This is a genomic window from Sphaerisporangium sp. NPDC005289, from assembly GCF_040607455.1.
Lineage (GTDB): Bacteria > Actinomycetota > Actinomycetes > Streptosporangiales > Streptosporangiaceae > Sphaerisporangium > Sphaerisporangium rhizosphaerae.
Genome location: NZ_JBEXGS010000032.1, coordinates 87,933 through 104,148 on the forward strand (window position 1 = coordinate 87,933; position 16,216 = coordinate 104,148).

General features: G+C 70.9%; 13 protein-coding genes. 9 read left to right on the top strand and 4 right to left on the bottom strand.

The window, feature by feature from the left end:
• The first annotated feature begins 1 nt into the window (after position 1).
• The 8 genes from ABZT47_RS36590 to ABZT47_RS36625 all read left to right on the top strand — a co-directional run bounded on the left by ABZT47_RS36590 (position 2) and on the right by ABZT47_RS36625 (position 8,792).
• Positions 2–463: an ester cyclase gene (locus ABZT47_RS36590; protein ID WP_354852524.1), complete on the top strand. Its 462-nt coding sequence runs from the start codon at positions 2–4 to the stop codon at positions 461–463.
• A gap of 16 nt (positions 464–479) precedes the next feature.
• A complete protein-coding gene (locus ABZT47_RS36595) occupies positions 480–866 on the top strand; it encodes a nuclear transport factor 2 family protein (RefSeq protein ID WP_354852526.1) in 387 nt (128 codons plus the stop codon).
• Between the two features lie 97 nt (positions 867–963).
• Entirely contained in the window at positions 964–2,628 is a 1,665-nt protein-coding gene (locus tag ABZT47_RS36600; protein WP_354852528.1) for an ABC transporter substrate-binding protein, read from the top strand.
• Positions 2,625–3,545 carry an ABC transporter permease gene (locus tag ABZT47_RS36605; RefSeq protein ID WP_354852530.1) on the top strand — a complete coding sequence of 307 codons (921 nt, stop codon included), beginning with the start codon at positions 2,625–2,627 and terminating at the stop codon, positions 3,543–3,545. Before ABZT47_RS36600 ends, ABZT47_RS36605 begins: the two co-directional genes overlap by 4 nt.
• Positions 3,542–4,342: an ABC transporter permease gene (locus ABZT47_RS36610; protein WP_354852532.1), complete on the top strand. Its 801-nt coding sequence runs from the start codon at positions 3,542–3,544 to the stop codon at positions 4,340–4,342. The genes ABZT47_RS36605 and ABZT47_RS36610 overlap by 4 nt, the downstream gene beginning before the upstream one ends.
• Positions 4,339–6,078 (top strand): ABC transporter ATP-binding protein, encoded by a 1,740-nt coding sequence (locus ABZT47_RS36615; RefSeq protein WP_354852533.1) that lies wholly within the window; start codon positions 4,339–4,341, stop codon positions 6,076–6,078. The genes ABZT47_RS36610 and ABZT47_RS36615 overlap by 4 nt, the downstream gene beginning before the upstream one ends.
• A gap of 595 nt (positions 6,079–6,673) precedes the next feature.
• Entirely contained in the window at positions 6,674–7,576 is a 903-nt protein-coding gene (locus ABZT47_RS36620; protein ID WP_354852534.1) for an NAD(P)H-binding protein, read from the top strand.
• A 190-nt stretch (positions 7,577–7,766) separates the two neighbouring features.
• Entirely contained in the window at positions 7,767–8,792 is a 1,026-nt protein-coding gene (locus ABZT47_RS36625) for a hypothetical protein (protein WP_354852536.1), read from the top strand.
• Between the two features lie 39 nt (positions 8,793–8,831).
• Here the strand turns inward: ABZT47_RS36625 and ABZT47_RS36630 are convergent, their stop codons facing one another.
• The 4 genes from ABZT47_RS36630 to ABZT47_RS36645 form a co-directional block, all read right to left on the bottom strand.
• Positions 8,832–10,307 (bottom strand): cellulose binding domain-containing protein, encoded by a 1,476-nt coding sequence (locus ABZT47_RS36630; protein ID WP_354852538.1) that lies wholly within the window; start codon positions 10,305–10,307, stop codon positions 8,832–8,834.
• 233 nt (positions 10,308–10,540) lie between these two features.
• Positions 10,541–11,647: a LacI family DNA-binding transcriptional regulator gene (locus ABZT47_RS36635; RefSeq protein ID WP_354852540.1), complete on the bottom strand. Its 1,107-nt coding sequence runs from the start codon at positions 11,645–11,647 to the stop codon at positions 10,541–10,543.
• A 147-nt stretch (positions 11,648–11,794) separates the two neighbouring features.
• A complete protein-coding gene (locus ABZT47_RS36640; protein WP_354852544.1) occupies positions 11,795–13,324 on the bottom strand; it encodes an alpha-L-arabinofuranosidase C-terminal domain-containing protein in 1,530 nt (509 codons plus the stop codon).
• Positions 13,325–13,530: 206 nt separating this feature from the next.
• Positions 13,531–14,541 carry a LacI family DNA-binding transcriptional regulator gene (locus ABZT47_RS36645; protein WP_354852546.1) on the bottom strand — a complete coding sequence of 337 codons (1,011 nt, stop codon included), beginning with the start codon at positions 14,539–14,541 and terminating at the stop codon, positions 13,531–13,533.
• A 213-nt stretch (positions 14,542–14,754) separates the two neighbouring features.
• Here ABZT47_RS36645 and ABZT47_RS36650 point away from each other — a divergent pair, with 213 nt between their 5' ends.
• Positions 14,755–16,092: a sugar ABC transporter substrate-binding protein gene (locus tag ABZT47_RS36650; RefSeq protein WP_354852548.1), complete on the top strand. Its 1,338-nt coding sequence runs from the start codon at positions 14,755–14,757 to the stop codon at positions 16,090–16,092.
• Positions 16,093–16,216: the final 124 nt, after the last annotated feature.

The following is a 16,216-nucleotide window of genomic DNA, read 5'->3' on the forward strand; positions in this document are numbered from 1 at the left end:
TATGAGCACCGAGAACGGCACCTCCGGCAACGGCACCGAGAGGAACGTCGACGGGAACGTCGATCGGAACGTCGAGAGGAACAAGGAGACGGCGCGGCGGCTCTACGAGGAGCTGATCACGCTGCACCGGCCCGGGCTGCTGGAGGAGCTGATCGCCGAGGACGCCGTCGACGAGACCATCAGGTCCGGCGGCGGCCGGGAGGACTTCCGCCGGCACGTCGATTCGGTCTGGGCGACGGTCGAGGGCGTCAAAGCGACCGTCACCGACCTGGTCGCCGAGGGCGACCGGGTTGTGGTGTTCTGGCGCATCGAGGGCGTCCAGCGGGCGCCGCTCTTCGGCGCCCCCGCGAGTGGCCGTCATTTCACCGGCCACAGCATCAGCACCATCACCTTCCGGGACGGGAAGATCGTGCGATACACCGTCCTGCCCGACCGGCTGGGTATTCTCCAGCAGATTTCCTGAGGCGCAAATGGATGAATTGTCATTAGAGGACGTTTCGGACATCCGGGGCACACTCGCCCTGTTCTCTCACGTCTTCGACAACCAGGAGGTCGGCGAACTCCACCGCGTGTTCACCGAGGACGCGGCGATCGAGATGACCCGGGGCGCCGGGCGGGTCGTCCAGGGCCTGCCCGCCATCGCCGAATTCTCGCTCGTGCTCGGCCCTGACGGGCCTGACCACCAGACTCTCGACAGCCACGTGTTCGTGGACGAGGCGGGAGCGGTGCGGGCGCGCAGCCGTTACCTGGCGATCCTTCAGGACGGGAGCGTGCACAACGGGGAGTACCTCGATCTGCTGGAACGCACTCCGGACGGCTGGCGGATCAGCCGCCGAGTTTCCATTCCGCGATTTCCCCGGGAATAGCCCTTAGGGGGTATTAGGGGTACCGGGAAGGTGGGCCGCGAATTAGCCTTCGGACTGAAATATCGGCTAATTATTCACGCTTGCCGGATCGGTGAAAATGCACATTCTCCTAAAAACCCGATGGTGCGGAGCCGTCGCGGCGCTGGCGCTGTTCCTGGCCGCCTGCGGCGGCTCCCCGGCCTCCTCCACCGGTGCCCCGGCGGCGCCGGCCGCGCCGGTCAAGGGCGGCTCGCTGACGTTCGCGGCCGACACCGAACCGGTCTCCTTCGACGTCCACCAGAGCTCCCAGGACATCACCGGCGCGATCATGCGCAATGTCTTCGACTCGCTCATCTCCCTGGACGCCTCCGGCAAATTCCATCCGTGGCTGGCCGAGTCGTGGAAGGCCGCGCCCGACCTGAAGAGCTACACCTTCAAGCTGCGCAAGGACGTCGTCTTCCACGACGGCACTCCCTTCGACGCCGAAGCCGTGAAGATCAACTTCGACCGGATCCACGACCCGGCCACCAAGTCACAGCTCGCGGCGAGCCTGCTCGGGCCCTACACCGGCACGAAGGTCGTCGACTCCCACACGGTGACCGTGGAGTTCTCCCAGCCGTTCGCGCCGTTCCTGCAGGCCGCCAGCACCGCCTACCTGGGCTTCTACTCGCCCAAGACGATCGCGGCCAACTCCGCGGCGCTCGCCTCCGGCGGGACGGTCGAGGCCGGCACCGGGCCGTTCGTGTTCAGCCAGTACGCCAAGGGCCGGCAGGCCGTCTTCACCCGCAACGACGCCTACAAGTGGGCGCCCGAGACGGCCGCGCACACCGGACCCGCCTACCTCGACAAGCTGACCGTGCGCTTCCTGCCCGAGGCCTCGGTGCGCGTCGGGTCGCTGTCGAGCGGGCAGATCGACGTCGCCGCGGCCGTTCCGCCCGCCCAGAGCGCCAGGCTCAAGGGCAACGCCGCCCTGACGATGCTGAGCGCCGACTACCCGGGCGGCAACTACAGCATCTACCTCAACACCTCCAAGCGACCGCTCGACGACGAGAAGGTCCGCAAGGCGATCCAGCGTGGCATCGACATCGACACCGACATCAAGGCGCTCTACTTCGGCCAGTTCAAGCGCGCCTGGAGCCCGCTCGCGCCGACCACGCCGGGCTACGACGCCTCCCTGGAGAACTCCTGGCCGTACGACCCGGCGCTGGCGAACAAGCTGCTCGACGACGCGGGCTGGACCGCCAAGGACGCCGAGGGCTACCGCACCAAGAACGGCGAGCGCCTGGTCGTCGACTGGCCGCTGCTGCCCGCCCAGTACGTCCGCGACCAGCGGGACATCCTCGGCCAGGCCTTCCAGGCCGACCTGAAGAAGATCGGCGTCCAGGTGATCCGCCCGCAGGCCGACATCGGCACCTACCTGGAGCGCGTCTACGGCGGGAAGGCCGACATGGCCGACTACAGCTGGTCGCGCGCCGAACCCGACGTGCTGTGGCTGCTGCTCAACGGCGCCAGCCGGCCGCAGAAAGGCGGCCAGAACGCCACCTTCCTCAACGACCCCGACCTGACCAAGTGGACCGACCAGGGCAGGGCCACTCTGGACGAGACCGTGCGCAAGGACGTGTACGGCCGGACCCAGCGGCGCGCGATCGACCTGGCCATCGTCATCCCGGTCTACACCCAGTCGCAGGTGCTCGGCCTCGGCAGGCAGGTCCAGGGCCTCAGCCTGGACGCCAACGCCTGGCCGCTGTTCTACGACGCCTGGCTCGGCAAGCCGTCCCGATGAGGACGGCCCTGAAAAGGGCGGGAGCGGGGATCGCGGTGCTCTGGGGCGCCGCGACCCTCGCCTTCGCCGCCCTCATGCTCCTGCCGGGCGACCCGGTGGCCACCCTCCTCGGCCCGGCCACCATGGCCTCGGCCGAGGTCCGCGACCGGATCCGCGCCGACTACGGCTTCGACCGGCCCGTCCTGGTGCAGTACTTCGCCTACCTGAGGAAGCTGGTGACCGGCGACCTCGGCTCGTCTTACCAGCTCCAGCGCCCGGTCTGGGGTCTGATCACCGACCAGCTCGGGCCGACCGCGCAACTGGCCGTCGCCGCGGTGGTCGTGGCCGTGGTGATCGCTCTCATCAGCGCCGTCGCGACGGCGGGCCGGGACCGCCGGGTTCGCGCGGTGGCCGGGGCGTGGGAGCTGGCGGCGGTGTCGCTGCCGTCGTACTGGCTGGGAATCCTGCTGCTGACCGCGTTCTCCTTCCAGCTTCGGATCTTCCCGGTGATCGGCACCCAGGACCTCGCCGCGCTGGTGCTGCCCGCGCTGACCCTGGCGCTGCCGATCGCGGGCCTGCTCGCCCAGGTGCTGCGCGAGGGGCTGGAGGCCGCGCTGGCCGAGCCGTTCGCGGTCACCGCGCGGGCGCGCGGGCTCTCCCAACTCGCCGTAAGGCTCCGCCACGCCCTGCGCCACGCCGCGGCGTCGCTGGCCACCCTCACCGGGTGGCTGGTGGGCACCCTGCTCGGCGGGGCCGTCCTGGTCGAGACGGTGTTCGGCCGGTCGGGCATCGGGGCCCTCACCCTCCAGGCGGTCGGCGACAAGGACATGCCGGTCGTGATGGGGGTGGTGCTGCTGTCGGCCCTGGTCTTCGTGGTCATCTCCGCAGTCCTCGACCTGCTGCACGCGGTCATCGACCCGAGGCTGCGTCCCGCATGAGAAGATCGACGATCATCGCGGGGCTGGCGCTCGCACCGCTGCTGGCCGCCGCCGCCGTGCCCGGTCTGCTGACCTCCGTCTCGCCGATCACCATCGACCCGGTGCACGCGCTGCTGCCGCCCGGCGCCGGCCACTGGTTCGGCACCGACCAGCTCGGGCGTGACCTGTTCACCCGGGTGGTGTACGGCACCCGTCCATCCCTGCTGCTCGGGCTCGGCGCGACCGTGCTCGCGGTCGCCGCCGGGGCGCTGGTCGGCGTCGTGGCGGCGCTCGGCGGCCGGGCCGTCGACCAGGCGACCATGCGGCTGCTCGACGTGCTGCTGTCGCTGCCGCAGCTCCTGCTCGCCCTGCTGGTGATCACCGTGCTCGGCGGCGGCCTGGCCAACGTCGTGGCGGCCATCGCGCTGGCCTTCACCCCCGGGTACGCCCGGATGGTCAGGACCGAGGCGCTGGTCGTGCGGCGGTCGGGCTACGTGGAGGCCGCGCACGGCCTCGGCCTGCGGCCGGTGGTCCTGGTGGCCCGGCACGTGCTGCCCAACGCGGTCGGGCCGGTGCTGGTGCTGGCCACGGTCGGGTTCGGCACCGCGCTGATCGCCGGGTCGGGGCTGAGCTTCCTCGGGTTCGGCGTGAAGCCGCCCGACCCCGAATGGGGGTCGATGCTCGCCGAAGGCCGCGACTTCCTGGCCGACGCCTGGTGGCTCGGACTGTTCCCCGGCGCCGCCATCACCCTCACGGTGATCGGCGTCAACGTGCTCGGCCGCGCGGCCCAGCGCCGCTACACCCGGAGGACATCATGATCGACGTCGACGGGCTGACCGTGTCGTTCGACGGGCCGCCGGTCGTGCGGGACGTGTCGTTCCAGGTCACGCCGGGCGAGTGCCTGGCGATCGTGGGCGAGTCCGGCTCGGGCAAGAGCGTGACCGCCCGCGCCCTGGTCGGGCTGGCGGGTGACCGGGCGAAGGTCTCCTCGCGCGGCTTCACCTTCGACGGGCAGGACCTGTCGCGGCTGTCGGAGGCCGGGTGGCGCGGGGTGCGGGGGCGGCGCATCGGGCTGATCCTCCAGGACGCGCTGGTCTCCCTCGACCCGCTTCGCACGGTCGGCGCCGAGGTGGCCGAGACGCTGCGCACCCATGACGTGGTGCCGGCCAGGACGCGGCGCGAGCACGTGCTCCGCCTGCTGGCCGAGGCCGGCATCCCCGACCCTGAGCACCGCGCCGGCCAGCACCCGCACGAACTCTCCGGGGGCCTGCGTCAGCGAGCCCTGATCGCGTCGGTGGTGGCGGCCGGTCCCTCGCTGCTGGTCGCCGACGAACCCACCACCGCGCTCGACGCGACCGTGCAGGTGCAGATCCTCGACCTGCTGGGCCGTCTCAAGGACGCCGGCTCCGCGCTCCTGTTGATCAGCCACGACCTGGCCGTGGTCTCGCGCCTCGCCGACCGCGTCGCGGTCATGTACGCCGGGCGCATCGTCGAGGAGGGGCCTGCCGCCGACGTGCTGGCCGAGCCCGCGCACCCGTACACCAGGGCTCTGATGGCGGCGGTCCCCGCCGCCCACGCCAAGGGCGCCCTGCTGTCGGTCCTGCACGAGGGGCCCTCGGGCGCCTGCGCCTACGCCGCCCGGTGCGCCCTGGCCGAGGACCGCTGCCGCGAGGAAGACCCACCCGACGCCGATGTCGCCCCCGCCCGCCGGGCCCGCTGCCACCGCCCGTTCACCCGGCTCCCGGACCTCCCCCCGGTCGGCCTCGGTGGCGACCGGGACCCGGGCCCCGTCCTGCTGTCGGCCGAAGGCCTCGTCAAACGGTTCAGGGGCCGGACGGCGGTCGACGAGGTCTCCTTCGAACTGCGAGCGGGGGAGACCCTCGGCCTGGTGGGCGAGTCCGGCTCCGGCAAGACGACCGTGGCCCGCATCGCCCTCGGCCTGCTCGCCCCCGACGAGGGGACGGTGATGCTCGGCGGCCGCCCCTGGAGCGGCGTGCGGGAGAAGGAGCGCAGGCCCGGACGCCGCCGCATCCAGGCCGTCTACCAGGACCCGCTCGGCTCCTTCGACCCCCGGCACTCCGTCGGACGCATCGTCGGCGAGGCCGTCGCGATCACCGGCCTGCCCAGGAACCGGCGCGCGACGAGGGTGCTCGAACTGCTCGACATGGTCGGCCTGCCGGCCACCCTGCTGCGGCGACGGCCGTCGCAGATGTCGGGAGGACAGCGGCAGCGGGTCGCCATCGCGCGCGCGCTGGCCACCGGCCCCGACATCCTGGTCTGCGACGAGCCCGTGTCGGCGCTGGACGTGTCGATCCAGGCGCAGATCCTCGACCTGCTCGCCACCCTGCAGCGGGACCTGGCGGTGGCCATGCTGTTCATCTCGCACGACCTCGGGGTCATCCACCACGTCAGCGACCGGATCGCGGTCATGAAGGACGGCCGGATCGTCGAGAGCGGCCCGGTGGCCGAGGTGTTCGGCTCGCCCAAGGACTCCTACACCAAGGACCTGCTCGCCGCCGTCCCCGCCCTCACCTCGGAGCCGACCCCGCGGTGACCGCCGTCCCCAGGATCGCGCCCGGCCTGCGAACGACTCGATGACCGCGACCGCCCCCCGGGAGGTACCGGCGCGTCAGGACGGCTGGACGCCGTCCTTCCGGGCGTCGGGGCCGCTGATCGTCCAGCCGGGCGCGTGGGACACCAGGTGCAGGTCGTCATCGCTGATCGCCTGCCCGCAGGTGCGGCACACCATGGCCGGCCGGATGCGCCCCGGTGTTGCCGGCGATCTGGCTGAACCGCGGGTTCCCGAAAAGGATCTCTCGCATGGCCGGTAACGACCAGCGGTCGCCGGCCACCTGAAGCGTGGCCGCCATCGAACAGGGTCTTCCTGGCGCCACCGGGGACTCGGCCATGATCAAGGCTACCAAGCCACGGTTTGCTATTCAAACCGTCGAGCGATAGCGTGACGCCACGGTCTGGAAATCAAACCGTTCGGACCGTGATCACCGCTCGCGCATCGTCGCGGCGATGCCCGCCTGTCCATGGTCGCCGGGCCCGGAGACGTCACCGACCTGATCGCGGACGCCCCCCGCCACGGCTGACAGGCGGCGACACATCGGTGCGACCAATGCGACCAATGAGGAGGAAGTGGAATGCCGGAGAAGACGATCCTGGTGACCGGGGCGGGAAACGCCGGATCGGTGGGGAGGAAGGTCGTCGAGCGCCTGCGAGGCCGCGGACTGCCGACCCGTGCGCTGGTCAGGCAGGACGACGAACGCGCCGAGACCCTCCGCGCGACCGGAGCCGAAGTGGTCGTCGGCGACCTCACCCGGCCGGCGGACGTCGCCCGTGCCCTTGAGGGGTGCCACCGGCTCTACTTCGGGATGAGCGTGTCGAGTTCCTACCTGGAAGCCACGACGGCGGTCGCCGCCGCCGCACGCGAGCACGGGGCCCTGGAGGCCTTCGTCAACATCTCGCAGATGACCGTCTCGCAGATGACGATCACGAGTGGTTCTGAGTCACGCCAGCAGCGCCTCCACCTGCTGAGCGAGCTGATCCTCTCGTGGTCGGGCCTACCCGTCGTCCAGGTCAGGCCCACCATCTTCATGGAGAATCCGCTGTTCCGGTTCGCGGTCCACTCCGCGGCGGACGGGATCGCCGTCCGGTTGCCGTTCGGCTCCGGGCGCACATCGCCGGTCGCCACGGACGACGTCGCCGACGTGGTGTCCGCCGTTCTCGCCGAGCCCGGCCCTCACCTGGGCCGGGTGTACGAACTCACCGGACCGGTCTCCAGGACCATGGACGGTGTCGCGGAGGAGTTCGCCAAGGTGGTGGGCCGGCCCGTCACCTACGTCGACACGCCTTTCGGCGAGTGGGCCGAAGGTCTGGCGGCGGCGAGGCTTCCGGAACATCTCTTCGAGCACATCGCGACCATGACGAGGCTGCATCGCGAGAACCGCTACGACCGGGTCTCCACCGATATCGAGACCATCCTCGGCAGGCCGCCCCTCGACGTCCGGGACTTCGCCGAGAACAACCGCACGATGTTCCAGTAGTTCATCTCCGCCGATCCGTCGCTGGCCGTCGCCGGCCGTCCCTCGCAGATCCTCCCGGCCCCCGGCGCCGGCCGGCGTCACTCCGACGTCGTCGCAGTCGGATGCTCGCGTTTTCGTCGGTTCCCAAGCCATGCCGCGCATGGTGTTCGTCCAGTTCGATGCTCGAACTGCAGAAGCTGAGGAGATCGTCATGTCATCATCCGTTCCACGGCCGGGCAAGGCCGGGCCCGTGGTCACCCAGCACCGCACCTGGATCCCCCTCGTCGTCACCGGGCTCATCATCGGCGCCGCGTTCATCGCGGTCTATGTCGGCCTCCAGCGATCACCCACGCCCCACGGGCTTCCCGTGGCCGCGGTCGGCGGGCGGCTGGTGAGCGCGGCACAGGCCAAGCTGGGTGACTCGCTGAAGGTCACGCAGGTTTCCAGCATCGACGAGGGCGCCGCCCTGGTGCGAAACGGCGACGCGGTCGCCGTGGTGGGCGCGACCTCCCCGACCACACTGCGGTTGGAGTACGCCGGCGCGAGCGGGCTCAGTGAGAGCGGGGCGGCCCGGCAGGTCGTCGCCGGTCTCGCCCGCGGGGCCGGGCTCACCGTTCAGGAGGCCGACATCGTCCCTCTGGCCGCCTACGACTCGCGCGGGCTGTCCGCTTTCTACGTGGTCTTCGGCGTGACGCTCTCGTCGTTCGTCCTGGCGCAGGGCCTCACCGGTGCCGTCGCGACCGTTCGCCTCCGTCACAGGCTCTCCGCGATGGCCGGCTTCGCGGTGGCGATCGGTGTCGTGGCGGCCACGATCGCGGGCCCCATCTGCGGCTCGCTGACGCCGTCGTTCCCGCTCCTGGCCGCTTCTCTCATCCTGCTGTCGGCCGCGAGCGCGTTCGCGACCAAGGCGCTCGGGGCATGGCTGGGCCCGGCCGGAATCGGCCTGGCCGTCCTCACCCTCACGACGATCGGCAACGCGACCAGCGGAGCGACCATCGGGTTCGACCTGCTGCCCGGATGGGCCCAGGCGGTCTCCGCGAAGCTGCCCCCCGGCGCGGCCGTGCGCGCCATCAACGACTTCGGCTACTTCGGCGGATCGCACGCGGGGTCCGCGCTCGCCGTCCTCGCACTCTGGTTCGCCGCGGGCCTCGGCCTGGTGCTCCTGCGGCAGTGGACGACCGTCCGCCGCGTGAGAGTGAGCACCGTCGCGGCCGAGCCCCTGGTGACGGCCGGATGAGCAAGGAGGGAACCGATGCGCTCGTCGGTCGCCAGAGCGTCAGGGGGTGGCTACGCCGATCTTGGGGGCGATGATGGGGGCGAGGCGGGCGGCGACCTTGAGGTGGCCGGCGTCGTTGGGGTGGCCGTCGCCGTCGGCGTAGTCGGTGCCGGTCGTCAGCCAGCCCTCTGTGGGGATGTAGTAGACGTTGGCGTCGCCGGAGTTGTTGAGCGCGGCCACGGCGGCCTTGGTCTCGGTGACGTACCGCTTCTTGAAGGTCTCCATGGCGAACAGCGCGGCGGCGGGGTACTTGGCGCGGATGTTCCGCAGGAAGGTCGTGTACGCGGCCTGGAAGGCGGCGTTGGTGACGTGGTGCCCGATGTCGTTGGTGCCCAGGTTGATCACGACGGCGCTGGCCTGGTACCGGCTGAAGTCCCACGCGGTCGTGCCGGTGCTGCCGAGGTCGAAGAACTGGGAGGCGAGCCCGACGCAGCCCTCCTGGGCGACCAGGCAGTAGCCGGAGCGGGCGATCTGGGTGTGCCGGACGCCGAGGCGTTCGCCCAGGACCCAGCCGTAGGCGCTGACGGCGAGCTTGGAGGACAGGTAGCCCGCGGTGATGGAGTCGCCGACGAACTCCACCAGCTTGCCCGGCGGTGCCGGGGTGTTCACGGTGGAGGCGCCGCTGTCCAGGACGAGTCCCTGGAAGACGACGTCGCCGGAGCGGTAGGACACCCAGAGGGTGTGCGTGCCCGCCCGCAGGGGCGTCGGGGTCAGGTTGACGGTGCCGGAGACGCCCGCGTAGAAGACATCGGCGCCGCCGTCGATGCTCACGTAGATGTTGACCGCGGACCGCTGCTTGATCTTGACGGTGGTGCCGGTGAAGGACGTCCGGATGTAGGCGCCGGCCCACTGGGGGACGTGGGCCGAGTCCCAGCGGCCGACGTAGGTGATGTTGGGGTCGCCCGGCTGGCCGTCACCGGTGACCACTCCTGAGGGCGTGGGCGACGGGCTGGGCGACGGGCTGGGGGACGGGCTGGGCGACGGGGTCGGGGTCGGGGTCGCCGGAGGGGTCGGGGTCGCGGAAGGGGTGGGGGTCGGCGTCGGGGTCGCCGGGGCGCCGGTGCAGGTCACGCCGTTCAGGGCGAAGGACTGCGGGACCGGGTTGGCCGTGTTGTTCCACGAGCCGTTGAAGCCGAACGCGACGCTCGCGCCGGTGGCCAGCGCCGCGTTGTATCCGGCGTCGGCCGCCCTGACCTGGGCGCCGGACTGGGTGAGCGTGGTGTTCCACGACTGGGTGACCGTCTGCCCGGCGGTGAAGGCCCAGGTGAGCGTCCACCCGCTGATCGGGTCACCCAGGTTGGTGACGGTGACCGAGGCGCCGAAGCCGCCCGACCACTGGTCGGACACCGCGTACGCGACGCGGCATCCGGTGGCCGCCGACGCCGTGGGCGCGCCCCCGAACAGAGCAGACAGGACCGCCGCGACGGTGAGGAGGATCGTCACCGGACGGATGAAGCGCTCGCGCGAGGTGGGCATCACGGCTCCTGACGGGGATGGTCCTGCCGTCGCAGCATCGGAACCTCGCCGTGGCCTGTCAACGCCGCCCGCCCGCGCGGACGCGGAACGCGGAGGTAGAGCGCCCGGCCCGCGGGGGCCGGGATGAAAGCTTCACGAGGCTCCTTCGTCCCGGCTCGCCGCGCCCGGCCCGCGCGTCACGCCGTCGGGGCCGCCCGGCGGCGGACGGCCGGGGGGACGGCCGGGGCGGGCGTTCAGCGTGTCGACTCGCGGATCACCAGCTCGAAGGGGGCGACGTACTGGCCGGTCGGGCGGAGGGGGGAGCGGATGCGCTGAGCCAGCAGCTCGACGGCCCGCTCGGCCATCCACCGGTGGTCGGGTGCCACGGTGGACAGCGACGGCACGGCGAACCGGGATTCGGGGATGTCGTCGAACCCGATGAGGCGCACGTCGCCGGGGACCCGCAGACCGCGGTCGGCCAGGCCGCGCAGGACGCCGAGGGCGACGGTGTCGGTCACCGCCACCACCCCGTCGATCGCCCGGCCGGAGCCGGCCAGGCGATGGGCCGCGTCGCGGCCGGCTTCCATGCTCGCGTCGTCCAACGGGAAGACCAGGGGCGGGTGGACGTCCAGGCCCCGTTCGGCGAGCGCGGCGCGATAGCCGCGGTAGCGGCGCGTCGCCATGTTCACGGCGTTCCCACCGTTCCCGGCGTTCCCGGCGTTCAGGTCGTTCTGGCCGTTCACCTCGTCTACGGCGTCCACGGCGTCCACGGCGTTCAGGTCGTTCCGGCCGTTCAGGTCGTCCAGGACGCTGCCGGTGACGAGGGCGATGCGGCGGCATCCCTGGTCGGCCAGGTGGGCGGTCGCGGCCTTCGTGCCTTCCTCGTTGGGCATGGCGACGTGGTCGAAGCGGCCGCCGAAGTCCTGCTCGCCGAGCATGACCAGGGGGTAGCCGGCGTCGGCCAGTTGCTGGTCCACGCGGCCGAGCGCGACCGCGCTGAGGATCAGGCCGTCGAAGTGCAGGGTGCGGGAATGGGCTATCGCGTCGGCCTCGCCGGCCGCCGCCGCGCCGGTCTGTTCGATCGACACGTGGAACCCCCGCCGCCTGGCCGCGCCGATCACGTGGGCGGCCAGGTGGCCGAAGTAGGGGAGCCCGATCTCGGGGACGGCCAGGCCGATGACGCCGGTCCGCCCGGACCGGAGGGTGCGGGCGGAGACGTTGACGCGGTAGCCCGACCGGTGGATGGCCTCCAGCACCCGCTCACGGACCGGATCGCTGACTCCGTCACGGTTGTTGACCACGTTGGAGACGGTCATCTTCGACACCCCGGCCAGCCGGGCGACGTCTTCCATGGTCACCATGCCGTGCCCCGCGTTCTGCCGGTGAGGGTGGACTCCGGCTGCCGTGCTCGGTCGAGGCCGTCGTCGCCTCAGTTTATCGCGGATCGTCCTTCGGCTCCGGGCGCCGTGAGGGCGGGGGAGGGCCGGCGGCGGCGCGCCCGCGGCAGGTCACGCCGTCCGTCCCTCCACCGTGACGAAGGAATGGGCCGGCAGGTGCACGCGCAGCCCGGAGGCCGTGGCGGTGACCTGCTCGTGGACGCGCGGTGCGATGGTGCCCGGCGCCTCGGGGGTGTTGTGGTCCTGCGGCCTGCCGGAGGTCAGGATGCGGGAGCGGACCTCGGTCAGCGCGGCGCCGCGCAGGTCGAGTTCGACGTCGGCCGTCTCGGCCATGTCAAGGTTGGACAGCGAGATGAGCACCCGGCCGTCCTTACGGCTGGCCGACATCGAGACGGTCGCGAGCGGCGCCGAGTCGACCTCGCGGACGGGGACTCCGCCCGGCAGGTCGACCCGCAGCGAGGCGGCGTCCTGGTGGCCCTTGTTCATCTCGAACACGTGGTAGGTGGGCGTCAGGACGAGCGCGCCGGAGTCGGGGTCGGTGAGGACCATGGCCTGGAGCACGTTCACGGTCTGGGCGATGTTGGCCATCACCAGGCGGTCGGCGTGCCGGTGGAAGATGTCGAAGTGCACGCTCGCGACCAGCGCGTCGCGGAGGGTGTTCTGCTGGTACAGGAAGCCGGGGTTGGTGCCCGGCTCGACGTTCCACCAGGTGCCCCACTCGTCCAGCGCCAGGCCCACGTTCTTGCCGGGGTCGTAGCAGTCCATGATGGAGGAGTGGCGGGCGATGAGCTCCTCGACGTGCGCCGCCTTGACCATGGTGCGGTAGTGGTCGTCGGCGTCGAACACCGTGGCGTCGCCCTTGTCCTCCCAGGTGCCGGGGATCGTGTAGTAGTGCAGCGACAGCGCCTGCATGAAGGCGGCGGGGCGGTAGGCGCAGCCCAGGTCGCCGAGCTGCTTCATCAGCGTCTCGGTCCAGGTGTAGTCGTCGGAGTTCGCGCCCGCGGCGATGCGGTACAGCTTGTTGTCGCCGTGGTCGCGGCAGTAGGTGCCGAACCGGCGGGCCTCTGCCGCGTACTGCTCGGCCGACATGTGCCCGCCGCAGCCCCATGCCTCGTTGCCGAGCCCCCAGAAGCGCACCCGCCAGGGCTCCTCACGGCCGTTGGCCTTGCGGAGGCGCACCATCGGCGAGTCGCCTTCGCGGGTGATGTACTCCACCCAGTCGCTCATCTCCCTGACCGTGCCCGAGCCGACGTTGCCGCTGATGTACGGCTCGGCGCCCAGCAGTTCGCACAGGGCCATGAACTCGTGCGTCCCGAAGTGGTTGTTCTCCTCGACGTTGCCCCAGTGGGTGTTGACCATCGCCGGACGCCGGTCCTTGGGGCCGACGCCGTCCATCCAGTGGTACTCGTCGGCGAAGCAGCCGCCCGGCCAGCGCAGGTTCGGGATGCTCAGGGCGCGCAGCGCCTCCACCACGTCCAGGCGGATCCCGCCCGCGTGGGGAATGTCGCTCTGTTCGCCCACGTAGAAGCCGCCGTAGATGCAGCGGCCCAGGTGCTCGGCGAAGTGCCCGTACAGGTGCCGGTTGATCACCGGGCCGGGGACGTCGAGGTTGATGATGGCGGTCACGACCTGGTCGGTCATCGATGGGCACCCTTGCGCTTGGGGGAGGTCGGGTGGAGGCCGCGGGATGGGACGGTTCCCGCTCGGCGCGGCCGATGGGAGAGGGGGTGAGGCGTACCTCACTTTACCGATCCATGGATCGGTAAAGTGAGGCAACAGTATCGAGCCGTCTCGCGGTGTCAAGACCCCGGCCGGCGCGGTCCCGGCAGAGGCGGCCGGCGCCCGGATTAGGACGACGGGGCGGGGCCCGTCGAGTCGCGGACGCTGAGAGTGGTCGCCAGCTGGAGGTGCCGGGAGGCGGGCTGGACGCCGTCGGCCATGGCCAGGACGGTCTCGACGGCCATCCGTCCCATGCCGACGAGCGGCTGCCGGACGGAGGTGAGCCGGGGCGTGATCCACTGGGTCTGCGGCGTGTCGTCGAACCCGGTGACCGAGAGTTCGCCCGGGACGGTGATGCGCAGCTCCTTGGCGGCGGCGAGGATCCCGACGGCGATCTCGTCGTTGCCCGCGACGACCGCGGTCGGCCGCTCGCCGAGCGAGAGGACCTCGCGGCCGTGCCGGAATCCCGCCTCGACGGAGAACGCCTCGTGGCGGATCAGCGCGCGGTCCGGCGTGATGCCGGCCGAGTCGAGCGCGGCCTGGTACCCGTGGAAGCGTTCCACCGAGGGGGCGGAGCCGGGCGGGCCGCCGATCCAGGCGATCCTGCGGTGGCCGAGCCTGATGACGTGCTCGGTCGCCGAGCGGCCGCCCGCCCAGTTGGTGGAGCCGATGCTGACGACCCGGGATTCCGTGGTGTCGATCGGGTCGATCGCGACGACGGGCATCTCCAGGTCCTCCGCGGCGACGAGCACCGAGCCGGGCACGGCGATGGCGAGCGCGATGATGCCGGCGACGCCGGACGCCTTCTGCTCCGCCATCCAGGTGCGGGCCGCCGCACGGCTCGTGCTGATCGGCTTGTGGGCCGGTAAGCGGAGCAGGAGTTCGGCCTGGGCGGAGGTCGCCGCCAGAAGGATCCCCTGGAGCACCGTCCCGGCGTAGCGGGACTCCACGATGTCCAGCATGGTGACCAGGGCCCGGTCCCGTGTCCGCTCGTGCCGCGCCGCCGTCGGCATGTAACCGATCTCGGCCATGACGCCGAGGACGAGCTCGCGCGTTTTCGCCCCCACGTCGGTGCGGCCGTTGAGGACCTTCGAGGCGGTCCCCGGCGAGACGCCGGCCAATCGGGCGACATCCGCCAAGGTGGCTCGCTCGGAACGGCCTCGCCGTGGCATCGCGGCTCCCTTCGGTCTACGAAACTATTTCGAATCTACCATGAATCGGCTCGCGGTACCTGCCACGTGTTTTCTCACCTTTGACCGTTGACAGGCGTTAGGCGCCAACCTACTGTCCTACCAACACCGAACATGTTGCGAAATCTTTTCGGAACGTCTCCAGAACGAGAGGAGAGGCCGATGCGGCTCTCCCAGAAGGTCGGGCTGCTCTCCGCGGTCCTCGTGCCGATGGTCGCGCTGGCCGCGTGCTCAGGCGGCGCGGGTGGCACGGGTGGCACGGGCGGCGGCGCGGACGGTGGCGGCGCCGCCGGCGGCGAACAGGTGAACCTCACGGTCTGGAGCTGGGACGGCACGGTCGAGCAGGCTGTTCCCGGCTTCCAGGCCGCGAACCCGAACATCAAGGTCAAGGTCGTCAACGCGGGCTCGTCCACGGACGAGTACAAGGCGCTCGACAACGCCATCCAGGCCAATTCCGGCGTACCCGACCTCGCGATGTTCGAGTACTTCGCGGTGCCCTACTTCGCCATCCCCGGCAAGCTGGCCGACCTCGCCGAGTTCGGCGTCGCGAACTTCCAGAAGGACTACGTCCAGGCCGCGTGGAACGACGTGACGGTCAACGGCAAGGTCTACGCCCTGCCGTCCGACTACGGCCCGTCGGCGATGTTCTACAACATGGCCACGCTCAAGAAGGCCGGCATCGACGAGCCCCCGGCCACGTGGGACGAGTACTACGAGGATGCCAAGAAGGTCCGCGCGCTCGGCCGCGACTACTACATCGCCCAGGACACCGGAGACCTGTTCTTCCTGCTCTCGCTGATCTGGCAGGCCGGCGGCCACCCGTTCACGGTGAACGGCGAGAAGGTGCACATCGACTTCACCGACCCGGGCACGACCAGGGCCGTCTCCTTCTGGCAGAAGATGCTCGACGAGGGGCTGCTCAACAAGAAGATCACCGGGTGGTCCGACGACTGGAACCGGGCGCTCAACGAGGGCACCCTCGCCACCCAGACCATGGGCGGCTGGCTCACCTCGACGCTGCCCGAGCGCGCGCCGAAGAGCGCCGGTGACTTCAGGGTCGCGCTGATGCCGCAGTGGAAGCAGGGGGACAAGGCCGGAGCGGAGAACGGCGGAAGCTCCTTCGGCATCCCGGCGGCGGCCGAGCACAAGGAAGCGGCCTTCAAGTTCCTGGAGTACTTCACCCACGGCGGCGGTCTGTCCACCCGCGTCGACGCGGGCGCCTTCGTGCCCAACACCTCGGTGCTGAACAGCGACGCGTTCAAGGGCAAGGCCAACAAGTACTTCGGCGACCAGAAGGTCGGCGCCGTGCTGTCGGAGGCGTCGGAGATCGTCGGGACCGGCTGGCAGTACCCGCCGTTCTTCGAGTGGGCGCGCTCGATCTACGGCGACATCGCATCGCCCTACTACACCACCGGCAAGGGCTCGCTCGTCGAGATCCTCCAGCAGTGGAAGCAGCGCTGCGTCCAGTACGGCAACGAGCAGGGCTTCCAGGTGGACTAGCGGATCCTCACCGCACGGACGGGGGCCCGGTGTGCGGCGGCGGCCCCCCTGTGCCCGTCGTCGGCTCGCTGCCCTCGTTCATCGCCGGCTCCCGCCTGTCGGTTCTCGACTGTGCCACACGCAC